This is a genomic window from Mesorhizobium sp. W067 (assembly GCF_054719525.1).
Window position 1 is genome coordinate 1,976,647 of record NZ_JBTTII010000001.1, and the last position, 12,394, is coordinate 1,989,040.

Sequence of the window (12,394 nt, forward strand, 5' to 3'; positions counted from 1 at the left end):
CCCCTTGCATCTAACGCGGGCCAAATGCCCGCTGAGTGGTCGGCCCACTGGCCGTAGAATTTGTTGCATCCGGTCGCGGCGTTCCGCGACCGGATGTCTTGCTTACTCGGCCGCGCCCCTATTCGGCAGCATCTGGCAGCCGGACAGGGTTGTCGTCGAGCTTGGTGTTCTCCAGCTCGACATTGAGGCCGAGAGACCGCATTTCCTTGACGAGCACGTTGAAGCTCTCGGGAATGCCGGCCTCGAACGTGTCGTCGCCGCGCACGATCGCCTCGTAGACCTTGGTGCGGCCGGCGACATCGTCCGACTTCACCGTCAGCATTTCCTGCAGCGTGTAGGCGGCGCCATAGGCCTCCAGCGCCCAGACCTCCATTTCGCCGAAGCGCTGGCCACCGAACTGCGCCTTGCCGCCCAGCGGCTGCTGGGTAACGAGCGAGTACGGACCGATCGAACGCGCGTGGATCTTGTCGTCCACCAGGTGGTGAAGCTTGAGCATATAGATATAGCCCATCGTCACCTTGCGATCGAACGGCTCGCCGGTGCGTCCGTCATAGAGCTGCGACTGACCGCTGGTGTGCAGGCCCGCCTGCTCCAGCATGATGTTGATGTCGACTTCATGCGCGCCGTCGAACACCGGTGTCGCGATGGAGACGCCGCGGCGCATCTGCTCGCTGAGGCGAACGATGCTCTCGTCGTCATATTCGCGGACCGGCTCGTTGCGGTCGTTGGCCGGGATGAAGCTCTCGAGCGTCTTGCGCAACGGCTTGATGTCTCCAGCCGTCTTGTAGGCGTCGATAAGCTCGCCGATCTTCTTGCCCATGCCCGCGCATGCCCAGCCCAGATGCGTTTCCAGGATCTGGCCGACATTCATGCGGCTCGGCACACCAAGCGGGTTGAGCACGATATCGGCATGCGTGCCGTCCTCGAGGAAAGGCATGTCCTCGACCGGAACGATCCGCGACACGACACCCTTGTTGCCGTGACGTCCCGCCATCTTGTCGCCCGGCTGCATCTTGCGCTTCACGGCCACGAAGACCTTCACCATCTTCATGACGCCCGGAGGCATTTCGTCGCCGCGCTGGACCTTCTCGACCTTGTCCATGAAGCGCTGCTCGAGCGCCTTCTTGGAATCGTCGTACTGGCCACGCAGGGCTTCCAGTTCGCTCTGGAGCTTTTCGTTCTCCACCGCAAACTGCCACCACTGCGAACGCGGATACTCGTCAAGCGTGTCCTTCGACAGCTTCGAGCCCTTCTTGAAGCCCTTCGGCCCGGCAATCGCTTCCTTGCCGACGAGAACGTCGGAAAGGCGCGAATAGACGTTGCGGTCGAGGATCGCCTGCTCGTCGTCGCGGTCCTTGGCGAGGCGTTCGATCTCCTCGCGTTCGATCGCCATGGCGCGCTCGTCCTTCTCGACGCCGTGGCGGTTGAAGACGCGCACTTCGACGACTGTGCCGAAGGTGCCCGGAGGCATGCGCATCGAGGTGTCGCGAACGTCCGACGCCTTTTCACCGAAGATGGCGCGCAGGAGCTTTTCTTCCGGCGTCATCGGGCTTTCGCCCTTCGGCGTGATCTTGCCGACCAGGATGTCGCCCGGCTGCACTTCCGCGCCGATATAGACGATGCCGGCTTCGTCGAGGTTCTTCAGCGCTTCTTCCGAAACGTTCGGAATGTCGCGCGTGATTTCCTCCGGTCCAAGCTTGGTGTCGCGGGCCATGACCTCGAATTCCTCGATGTGGATCGAGGTGAAGACGTCGTCGGCCACGATGCGCTCGGAGAGCAGGATCGAGTCCTCGTAGTTGTAGCCGTTCCACGGCATGAACGCGACCAGCACGTTGCGGCCGAGCGCCAGATCGCCGAGCTCGGTCGACGGACCGTCGGCGATGATGTCGCCCTTGTTGACGCGGTCGCCCATGCGCACCAGCGGACGCTGGTTGATGCAGGTGTTCTGGTTCGAACGCTGGAACTTCATCAGCCGGTAGATGTCGACGCCCGACTTGCCGGGATCGAGATCTTCCGTGGCGCGGATGACGATACGCGTCGCGTCCACCTGGTCGACGATGCCGCCGCGGCGGGCGCCGATGGCGGCGCCCGAGTCACGGGCAACGATCGGCTCCATGCCGGTGCCTACGAACGGCGCTTCGGCGCGCACCAGCGGCACGGCCTGACGCTGCATGTTGGAGCCCATCAGCGCGCGGTTGGCGTCGTCGTTCTCGAGGAACGGGATCAGCGCCGCAGCCACGGACACCATCTGCTTGGGCGACACGTCCATCAGATCGACGTTTTCGCGCGGCGCCATCATCACTTCGCCGGCGCTGCGGCAAATGACGAATTCGTCGACGAAACCACCATTCTTGTCGAGCTCGGCATTGGCCTGCGCAACGTGGTGCTTGGACTCTTCCATAGCGGAGAGATAGACGACCTCATTGGTCAGCTTGCCGTTGACGATCTTGCGGTACGGGCTTTCGATGAAGCCGTACTTGTTGACGCGCGCGAAGGTCGCCAGCGAGTTGATCAGACCGATGTTCGGGCCTTCCGGCGTCTCGATCGGGCAGATGCGGCCGTAATGCGTCGGGTGCACGTCGCGCACTTCGAAGCCGGCGCGCTCGCGGGTCAGACCGCCCGGGCCAAGTGCCGACAGGCGGCGCTTGAGGGTGATCTCCGACAGCGGGTTGGTCTGATCCATGAACTGCGACAGCTGCGAGGAACCGAAGAACTCGCGCACGGCGGCAGCCGCCGGCTTGGCGTTGATCAGGTCCTGCGGCATCACCGTATCGATCTCGATCGAGGACATACGTTCCTTGATCGCGCGCTCCATGCGCAGCAGGCCGACGCGGTATTGGTTCTCCATCAGCTCGCCGACAGAACGCACGCGGCGGTTGCCGAGATTGTCGATGTCGTCGATCTCGCCCTTGCCGTCGCGCAGCTCGACCAGCGTCTTGACCACGGCCAGGATGTCGTCCTTGCGCAGCACGCGCACGGTATCCTCAGCCTTGAGCTCGAGGCGCATGTTCATCTTGACGCGGCCGACGGCCGACAGGTCGTAGCGCTCCGAGTCGAAGAACAGCGAGTTGAACATGGCTTCGGCGGTTTCAAGCGTCGGCGGCTCGCCCGGGCGCATGACACGGTAGATGTCGAACAGTGCGTCCTGGCGGCTCTCGTTCTTGTCGACGTTGAGCGTATTGCGGATGTAGGCGCCGACATTGACGTGGTCGATGTCGAGAACCTTGATCTCGCTTTCGCCCGTGCCGAGCAGCACCTTCAGCGTCTTTTCATCGATCTCGTCGCCGGCTTCGAGGAAAATCTCGCCGGTGCCGTAGTTGACGATGTCCTCGGCCAGGTAGTTGCCGAGCAGATCCTCGTCGGTCGCCTTGATCGCCTTCAGACCCTTTTCGCCAAGTGCTCTTGCCTGGCGGGCGGTGATCTTCTTGCCGGCCTCGACGACAACTTCGCCGGTATCGGCATCGACGAGGTCGCCAACGGCCTTCAGGCCGCGGAAACGCTCGACGTTGAACGGGATGCGCCAGTGGTCACCGGCGCGCTTGTAGGTGATCTTGTTGTAGAAGGTCGACAGGATTTCTTCGCCGTCCATGCCGAGCGCCATCAAGAGCGACGTCACCGGAATCTTGCGGCGGCGGTCGATGCGGGCGTGCACGACGTCCTTGGAATCGAACTCGATGTCGAGCCACGAACCGCGATAGGGAATGACGCGCGCCGCAAACAAAAGCTTGCCCGAGGAGTGCGACTTGCCCTTGTCATGGTCGAAGAAGACGCCCGGCGAACGGTGCATCTGCGAGACGATGACGCGCTCCGTGCCATTGACGATGAAGGTGCCGTTGAGCGTCATGAGCGGCATGTCGCCCATATAGACGTCCTGCTCCTTGATGTCCTTGATCGACTTTGCGCCGGTATCCTCGTCGATATCGAACACGATGAGGCGCAGCGTCACCTTGAGTGGCGCGGCATAGGTCAGGTCGCGCTGACGGCATTCGTCAACGTCGAATTTCGGTCCTTCGAACTCGTACTTCACGAACTCCAGCATCGAGGAGCCGGAGAAATCGGAGATCGGGAAAACCGACTTGAAAACGGCCTGCAGCCCCTCGTCCGGACGCCCACCCTTGGGCTCCGCCACCATCAGGAACTGGTCATAGGATGCTTTTTGAACCTCGATCAGGTTCGGCATCTCCGCAACTTCCGGAATCTTTCCGAAGAACTTGCGTACGCGTCTGCGGCCATTGAAAGTCTGGGTCTGGGCCATCGTCGCTCCTTAGCTATAAACTCGGGGCGAGCCTCGCCGCGGCTCACCTTGCATGCGCGGCCACCTCGGCGGCGGCCCCTGATCTGTTTCCCGCCGCCTGGCGGCGACGGCTAAAACGGGAGAAAACCCGTTTCCTGAAGGCCGGTTTCGGCCCTCAGGAAAGAGGTTCTCGTACATCTCGCGCTACGCATCCTCCCCTCTGATGAAGGGAGTGGCGGACGGCGCGAGGCCGCCCGCCGCTTTTACGCTTACTTCAGGTCGACCTTGGCGCCGGCTGCTTCCAGCTGGGCCTTGAACTTCTCAGCGTCAGCCTTGGAAACGGCTTCCTTGACCGGCTTCGGAGCTGCTTCGACCAGATCCTTGGCTTCCTTGAGGCCCAGGCCGGTGATGGCGCGGACTTCCTTGATGACGTTGATCTTCTGAGCGCCTGCCTCGGTGAGGACGACGTCGAATTCCGTCTTTTCCTCAGCCGGAGCAGCAGCAGCGGCAGCGCCGCCGGCAGCGGCAACCGCCACCGGAGCAGCAGCCGAAACGCCCCACTTTTCTTCCAGAAGCTTCGACAACTCGGCCGCCTCGAGGACGGTCAGCTTCGAAAGGTCGTCTACGATCTTTGCCAGATCAGCCATTGTTGTATTCCTTCATCAGGTTCGAACGTGTGTTTGTGATAGCGAGGAACGGCCTCATGCCGCCTCGTCCTTCCGGGCGTAAGCGCCGATGACGCGCGCGACCGAAGCCGCTGGCGCATTGACGATCTGGGCGATCCGGGTTGCCGGCGTGGCGATCATGCCAACCAGCCTGGCGCGCAGCTCATCGAGCGACGGAAGTGTGGCGAGTGCCTTCACACCGTCGGCGTTGAGCGAGGTGGTGCCCATTGCGCCGCCGAGAATGACCAACTTGTCATTTCCCTTGGCGAAATCGGACGCGACCTTCGGCGCCGCAATCGGATCCTCCGAATAAGCGATCAGCGTCTGTCCCTTGAACAGGTCGATGATCGATGCGGAGTCCGTGCCCTGAAGAGCGATTTTGGCGAGACGGTTCTTCGCGACTTTGACGGTGCCACCGGCAGCGCGCATTTTCGACCGAAGGTCGTTCATTTGCGCGACGGTGATACCGGCGTAGTGGGCCACGACGACTGAACCAGCGCCTGCAAAAGCACCATTCAGGCCCGTGACGAGTTCGCGTTTTTCCGCTCTGTCCACTGCCTATCTCCAGTTGACCCCTGCCCCGCTAGTGGGACAGGCGTCGGGTTGCCTTTTTGCCGGCCGGGCCATCCATTACAGATCTCCCGAACGACGCTCGAGGATCCTGCCCCCTTTCGCCACATCGACGGCAAGCCGGAGATGCGCAGACAAAAGGCAAACACGGTTCGAACCTTTCATTGGAGCTTGTCGCTCCGTTGTCCGGTTTTCACCCGTCTCATGCAGGCCCAATTCAATTAAGGCTTCTGGGCCGCCTGCAATCTCGGACAGGATGTCCGGAAGCCTCTCGACTTCCGGTACCGGGCCGCCGACAAGTCGGAGGCCCGGAATTCACTTGCGGATCAGCGCCTTGGAGCCGATCCAGATGTTCGTATCAAGACGCTGCGAGCGTCGAGACGTCGAGCTTGAGGCCCGGGCCCATCGTCGAGGTGACCGACACCTTCTTGACGTAGTTGCCCTTGGCGCCAGCCGGCTTTGCCTTGGTCACGGCATCGGCGAAGGCGCGGACGTTTTCTTCCAGCGCCTTGACGTCGAACGAGACCTTGCCGACGCCGGCATGAACGATGCCGGCCTTCTCGACGCGGAACTCGACAGCGCCGCCCTTCGATGCCTTGACGGCGGCGGCGACGTCGGTGGTGACGGTGCCGACCTTCGGGTTCGGCATCATGCCGCGCGGGCCCAGCACCTTGCCCAGACGGCCGACCAGCGGCATCATGTCCGGCGTGGCGATGCAGCGATCGAAGTCGATCGTGCCCTTCTGGACGATGTCGACCAGATCCTCGGCACCGACAATGTCGGCGCCGGCGGCGCGAGCCTCATCGGCCTTGCCGCCACGTGCGAACACGGCGACGCGGACAGAGCGGCCGGTGCCGTTCGGCAGGTTGACCACGCCGCGGACCATCTGGTCGGCATGGCGCGGGTCGACGCCGAGGTTCATCGCAACTTCGATGGTCTCGTCGAACTTCACCGTCGAACGGTCCTTGAGCAGCTTCAGCGCCTCACCAAGGGCATAGGCCTTGTTGGGGTCGATGCCGTCGCGGGACTTCGATACACGCTTTGCAATCTTCGCCATGATCTCAGCCCACCACTTCCAGACCCATCGAGCGGGCGGAGCCCTCGACCATGCGCATGGCCGCCTCGACGTCGTTTGCGTTCAGATCCTTCATCTTCTGTTCGGCGATGGCGCGCACCTTGTCGCGGCCGATCGTGCCGGCCTTGATCTTGCCCGGCTCTTTCGAACCTGACGTCAAGTTCGCCGCCTTTTTCAGGAAGTAGCTCACCGGCGGCGTCTTCATGACGAAGGTGAAGGACTTGTCCTGGTAATAGGTGATGACGACCGGGATCGGCGATCCCTTTTCCATTTCCTGGGTCTGCGCGTTGAACGCCTTGCAGAATTCCATGATGTTGATGCCGCGCTGACCAAGTGCCGGGCCGATCGGCGGAGACGGCGTAGCCGATCCCGCTTTGACCTGGAGCTTGAGCTGGCCTGCAATTTTCTTAGCCATCTCTTTCCTGCCTTTATCTCATGCCGGCCCCAGTATCGGGAACACCGGCGGTTGCAGTCTGGTGGTGCGGTCCGCGCGGCCGGCTAAAGCCGCATTCGCCTCCCACCCGTTCATGGCCGCGCGCTTTCCGCGCCGCCTCCCCTTGCCGGCGAACCGGCGCAGGGTTTTCGGATCAGCCCTTTTCGACCTGTCCGAATTCCAGATCGACCGGCACGGCGCGCCCGAAGATCGAAACTTCCACCTTGAGCCGCGCCCGCTCCTCGTCCACTTCCTGGACGAAACCGTTGAACGAGGCGAACGGACCATCCGAAACGCGGATCGCCTCGCCGATCTCGAAAGTGACCGAGGGCTTCGGCCGTTCGACGCCTTCCTGAACCTGGTTCAGGATGCGCTGCGCCTCGGCTTCGGTGATCGGCACCGGCTTGGAGTCACCGAGGAAGCCGGTGACCTTCGGCGTGTTCTTGACCAGCGAGAACACCGCATCGGTCAGATTGGCCTTGAGCAGCACATAGCCCGGAAAGAACTTGCGCTCGGCATCGACCTTGCGGCCGCGGCGGATTTCGACGACCTTCTCGGTCGGCACCACGATCTGCTCGATATCGGCGGACAGGCCCTTCTGCTTGGCCTTGTTCTCAATGTCCTCGGCGACCTTCTTTTCGAAGTTCGAATAGGCGTGGACGATGTACCAGCGCGCGGTCATTTCAAGACTTCTCCGTAATCGCCGGACTTAATGGCCGAGGCTCAGTAACCGCTCGATCGCGTAGCCCATGGCCACGTCGGCGGTGAAGAAAAAGATCATCGCGATGACCGCGAATACGAGCACCATCACCGTCGAGATCATCGTCTCCCGGCGCGACGGCCAAGTCACCTTGGCAGTTTCCGCGCGGACCTGCTGGAGAAAGACGAAAGGATTTGTGGTTTTCGAAGCCATATGCCGCTCTGTCTTCAAGACCCGTTGGCCGGGTCTCCTGGATGATCCCGCTGGCCGGGACGTGCCGCCTGGGTTCAAGTCGGCGCCGAATCAGCGCCATTTCGCCCATGCAAATCGGACGCGTAAAGCCGGCTTCCCAGCTCCACGCGTCGCGTGTCTGTTGTGTCTACATAAAACCGATTCTTGATCCACGCAAGTGGCAAGTGTCCGCTTTATGACCAAACGCCGCCTCGGAACCATCCAGTCGTCCCGTCCCGGCTATCGAGGCCTTATGCCTCAGTTCGCCCAATATGGCAAGCCACCTGCCCTTTTTCAATGCCGGACCCCAATTCCAGGAGGTGGATCCGGAAATCAGGCACGCGATTACAAGTTCGAGGAAATGGCGTTGCGGACGAACCTGCGACCTGCTGTTTTGGAAACCAAATGAAGCGCACGCAAGATTGGAATCCAGCTGCCCATGCCGAGGCAGCTGGATCAACCCAGGGTTAGTTAGGCACAGGCGAGTTCGACCCCGGCCACTGCGCCGATTCCGCATGGTGGGCGTGGGCGCGGCGCGATCACTGCCGGGCACGGGGGCGGGTCGTCGTCATCGTCGGGGCCGAAAGAACGGCCACCACGCCGCCAAGCTTTGAGACCGCTTCGGCGCGTGGAGGGTCGCCAAGGCAGCACCCGGCCTGAAGTCTCTTTCCCCAGCGTGGGTTTCTCATCCAGAGCCTTCAACGCCCTCAGAATCTGGTCGACAGGGATTACCGTGCCGTTGTCCAGGCGGCGCAAGGCAGGCCGGTTTTCCACCGCGCAGGCATCGGACGCCCACGAGGAAAGCAGTGCCCGCTTTTCTCCACGGCTGAGGCGTGGATGGTTGATGACGTCGTCTGGATTGTCGAGCAGGCACAAAGAAGTTTCAATTTTGCCCGAGCGTGCCGCAGAAAGTGTCGGTGTCTCGTAGAAGTTGTCCATCTCCATTCTCCGCAATCTGGGCCTCCCGGCCGAAGCCGGGAGGCGGACCGCAGGGATAACTGAATCGATACGATCAGGCCGCTTTGCGGGTGCGTTCCGTATCCTGGGCGATCTGCTTGCCGCCCACCTGGGCGTCGCCGGCCCCGATGCTGATGCGGCGCGGCTTCAGCTCTTCGGGAATCTCACGGACGATGTCGATGGTCAGGAGACCGTTCTCAAGGTTTGCTGCCTTGATCTTCATGTGGTCGGCAAGTTTAAACGTCTGCCTGAAAGTGCGGTAGGCGATGCCCTGGTGCAGCAGCTGGCGTCCGCTCTGGTCATCAGCCTTCTGGCCTACCACGACCAGTTCGGGTCCATGCTGGGTCAGCTCAACCTCATCCTGGCTGAAGCCTGCGATGGCCATCGAGATACGGTAATCGTTCTCGTCGACCTTCTCGATGTTATAGGGCGGCCAGTCCGGACGCGTGCCGCTGTCGAGCATGTCGAAAAGACGGTCAAAACCGACGGTGCTGCGATAGAGAGTATCAAAGGTTCTCATAGCCACAACCTCCTTGAACATGGGTACAAGGGCGCCGCCCAGCAGCGCCGCCTTTTGTCAAGCCAATCGGCCTCGGCGGGAAACGAATTAGGAAGGGCTGAAAACCGGTTCAAGAGCCCTATTCAAAAAAATTCCAGAAGCCAGGCCAGCATCCCGCTTCCAATAATTCGCAGCCGCTGAAAAGCAGCTGGCGGCAGCAAAATAGGCCTATTCTGAATTGTGAACGCAAATGGCAATTGGCTCGCCAATGGCAGTTGAATCAAGGAAATCGGTTCGTGGAAATACGCCGACTTCGGCATTGCGCATCAGCGCTCTCGCTCTGCGCATGCCTTCGGAACGTCGCTCGTCGAGTACGCGGCTTCAGCCCAACCAAACGAGGAGCCAAAACAAGGCGTTTCTAAAATGCCGGATTCCAACGAGGAAAATGGCACGGGCAGCAGGGCTCGAACCTACGACCTGCGGTTTTGGAGACCGCCGCTCTACCAACTGAGCTATGCCCGTACGCGCGTTTCAGCGCAGGCGCTTCCTAAAAGCTTCCGGGCGCGCTGTAAAGAGTTGTCTGACGCGCTTTCAGATCCTTTGCCAAAATCCGAATAGGTGATGACCAGCCCGTCCCTGCCTATCTCGATTTTTCGCCTGCCTGAAGCCGCATGCCGGCGCTCAGCCCCCGGCCGGCGGCTTGTACGGCCCGCCCGGCACGCCCCAGCCCCAGGCCGGCATCGGTTCGGTCTGCGGGTCGCAGGTCTCGCCGAGGGTGGAATTCATCTTGGCAAGCCGTGACCCCCATTCGACATAGCCCATGAAGGCGGAACGGAATTCGGGATCGTCCGGCAGCCCGACCGCATCGGCGGCATCGGCAAGCAGGCTGATCCAGCGGCGGCGCTGTTCCTCCGTCAGATGCTTGCCCAAGTGATGCATGACCATCTCGCGATGGCCGCCATGCTGTTCGCTGTAGGTCTTGGGTCCGCCAAAAACCTCGCCGATGAAGGCCGCGACATGCGCGGGATGATCCGGCGACATGTGTTTGAACACTGGGCCGACCACCGGGTCGCGCGACACCTTGTCGTAAAAGGTTTCCGTCAGCCGGTTGAGGGCTTCGATGCCGCCGGCCCATTCGTAGAGTGTCGGGATGTCCTGGCTCATTGTCGATCCTCCGCCAGCCCGGCGCCGGCACGACGATAGCGGAAATCGCGCCCTGCTCAACCTGCCTCGATGGCGAGTGTGAACCCGCCGCGCTACAATTTGGCCGGCGCTTCGGCCTGGGCGTTGGGCGACGGCGCCACGCGGCAGTTCTCAGCTTTCGGCACCGACTTGCAGATGCCGGGACCCGTCAGCGCATCCACCGACTGGGGCCCGGTCGTCAGCCCGACCTCCAGCATCATATCAGGGTCGAGCTCACGCTCGGCGAAACGGTCCTGAAGCGCTGTGAACAGACGGGGGCTGATCGCCATCTCATTCAGATACGTCTTCACCAATTGCTTCTGTCCCATCAGGTAGAAGCTGAGTCGCGCCTGGGGGCCGACAAACCGTCTGGCGCCACCGGCCAGCATGAGCGCGCAGGCCGAATCGCAGTCGGCTCCGGCGTCGAAGCTCAGCCCGGCATAGATGCCGTCCTCGACCGGGTCACCGATATCGGTGCGGCCAACGGCGACGTCGAGCTTCTTTTCATGGATGATCCGTCCGGTCGCCAGAGCGCTGAACAAGTCTCCGCCTCGTGAGCTGATCACCACGGGCAGCCGCCGGTTGCCAAGCGTGTCGAGTAATTGGCGCAATTTTTGCGGTGTCTGAGGCGTGATCGCGCCTTGCGCAGAAATCCATTGCGGACACTGCGGCGTGCAATGCTGGTCGCTGCCGCGGACCACGACAAAGCTCATATCCACACGAGCCGCTGCGGGGTCCGGCAAAGGCTTTGTGACAGCGGCGGGCTTGGCTGCCACATTCGCGAGCTTGACTGCGACCGTCGTGGCAGCGACCGGCGGCGTCGGCTTGCCTGCCGGTCCAGGCACTTCCCGGCAGTTCGGAGCCGGCGGGTCGAACATGCACAAACTTGCTCTGGTAAACAGCTCAAGAGTGTCCGTGCTGGTCGCCAGTTTCATCGTCAGCATATCGTGGAGGCCGATCTGCCTGATGTCGCTCGCCGGCGTCGCCTTCATCAAGTCCAGCACGCCCTGCCCGATACCCATCTCTCGGAGATAGGCCGAGATCTTTCTCGCGTACCCCTTGCTCATCTCATAGGTCTTGTAGCTTTCACCTTGAGTGACCGTTTGCGTGGTGACCCGATATTTTTTGCCTCGTTTGACGCGATATGTGGTCCGGTAGTGCGTTGTGGAGGGGAACCAGGTGGTGGTGATCTGATGAACACCCAGATAGTTCCAGCCGCCGGCCACGCGGCGGACGCCACCGGCAAACATCAGCGGACAGGCGGAGTTGCAGCTGGCGCCATCAGACGCCCGGCCGAGATAGGCGGAACCTTTGCCGTAACTAAAACCACAACCATCCGTCCCGGGCCAACAGTCGGAAAACTCGGTCTTGCCTACGGCGATATCGAGCTTGTTCTTGCGGATTATCCGGCCAAGTTCGAGCGCTGCATTGACGTTGCCGCCAAAGGAATTGACGATGATGGGCAGTTTGCGGCTGCCAAGCTTCTTCAAGGTACGCTTGAGCAAGGCTGGCGTGCCGGCTGAGATGTCGCCTTCGGCGGAGATCCACTCCGGACAATTGGGCTCGCAGCCAGGTGCGCTGCTGCGCGTGACGACAAACTGCATCTCCGAGTGATCGTCGGTCCATATCGTCGGATCGGTCGGATAGAGCACTCCCTGCAGAGGGGGTACTGTCTGCCATGTCCCGGGGGCGGCATCCTCGGCCTTCGCGGCGAAGGCAGCCATCGCCATCGCGGCCACCGTCGCCAGCCGAACCAGCCCGCGCCGCCACCTTGCAGCATTGTCTGAACGGTGTCCCCAAACCACGCCCGGCAAACCCCTCAATCAATCCATAATAGTTGCGGCGACG

The 12,394-nt window shown here is 61.8% G+C and carries 11 protein-coding genes and 1 tRNA gene; all 12 read right to left on the reverse strand.

All coding sequences use genetic code 11. The annotated features are described in order from the left end of the window. Positions 1-118: 118 nt before the first annotated feature. Positions 119-4,255, reverse strand: coding sequence for a DNA-directed RNA polymerase subunit beta (gene rpoB / locus ACYG97_RS09810; protein WP_460221576.1), 4,137 nt, complete (start codon positions 4,253-4,255; stop codon positions 119-121). Between the two features lie 248 nt (positions 4,256-4,503). Further along, positions 4,504-4,881, reverse strand: coding sequence for a 50S ribosomal protein L7/L12 (gene rplL, locus ACYG97_RS09815; RefSeq protein ID WP_023667436.1), 378 nt, complete (start codon positions 4,879-4,881; stop codon positions 4,504-4,506). 54 nt (positions 4,882-4,935) lie between these two features. Then, the gene (gene rplJ, locus ACYG97_RS09820) at positions 4,936-5,454 is read right to left on the reverse strand and encodes a 50S ribosomal protein L10 (protein ID WP_023667437.1); all 519 of its coding nucleotides are present in this window, start codon (positions 5,452-5,454) and stop codon (positions 4,936-4,938) included. 373 nt (positions 5,455-5,827) lie between these two features. Continuing rightward, entirely contained in the window at positions 5,828-6,526 is a 699-nt protein-coding gene (gene rplA, locus ACYG97_RS09825) for a 50S ribosomal protein L1 (protein WP_023667438.1), read from the reverse strand. A 4-nt stretch (positions 6,527-6,530) separates the two neighbouring features. After that, a complete protein-coding gene (gene rplK / locus ACYG97_RS09830; protein ID WP_006333334.1) occupies positions 6,531-6,959 on the reverse strand; it encodes a 50S ribosomal protein L11 in 429 nt (142 codons plus the stop codon). Between the two features lie 172 nt (positions 6,960-7,131). After that, on the reverse strand, positions 7,132-7,659 hold the full coding sequence (gene nusG, locus ACYG97_RS09835) for a transcription termination/antitermination protein NusG (protein WP_006333333.1): 528 nt from the start codon (positions 7,657-7,659) through the stop codon (positions 7,132-7,134). 27 nt (positions 7,660-7,686) lie between these two features. Then, a complete protein-coding gene (gene secE / locus ACYG97_RS09840; RefSeq protein WP_023667439.1) occupies positions 7,687-7,890 on the reverse strand; it encodes a preprotein translocase subunit SecE in 204 nt (67 codons plus the stop codon). 489 nt (positions 7,891-8,379) lie between these two features. After that, positions 8,380-8,847: a hypothetical protein gene (locus ACYG97_RS09845; protein ID WP_156937203.1), complete on the reverse strand. Its 468-nt coding sequence runs from the start codon at positions 8,845-8,847 to the stop codon at positions 8,380-8,382. 73 nt (positions 8,848-8,920) lie between these two features. Beyond that, positions 8,921-9,385, reverse strand: coding sequence for an Hsp20 family protein (locus tag ACYG97_RS09850; RefSeq protein WP_286487389.1), 465 nt, complete (start codon positions 9,383-9,385; stop codon positions 8,921-8,923). Between the two features lie 425 nt (positions 9,386-9,810). Then, positions 9,811-9,886, reverse strand: a tRNA-Trp gene (locus tag ACYG97_RS09855). Between the two features lie 159 nt (positions 9,887-10,045). After that, the gene (locus tag ACYG97_RS09860) at positions 10,046-10,528 is read right to left on the reverse strand and encodes a group II truncated hemoglobin (protein ID WP_023694880.1); all 483 of its coding nucleotides are present in this window, start codon (positions 10,526-10,528) and stop codon (positions 10,046-10,048) included. A gap of 92 nt (positions 10,529-10,620) precedes the next feature. After that, positions 10,621-12,276 (reverse strand): COG3904 family protein, encoded by a 1,656-nt coding sequence (locus ACYG97_RS09865; protein WP_245260830.1) that lies wholly within the window; start codon positions 12,274-12,276, stop codon positions 10,621-10,623. Between the last annotated feature and the right edge of the window lie 118 nt (positions 12,277-12,394).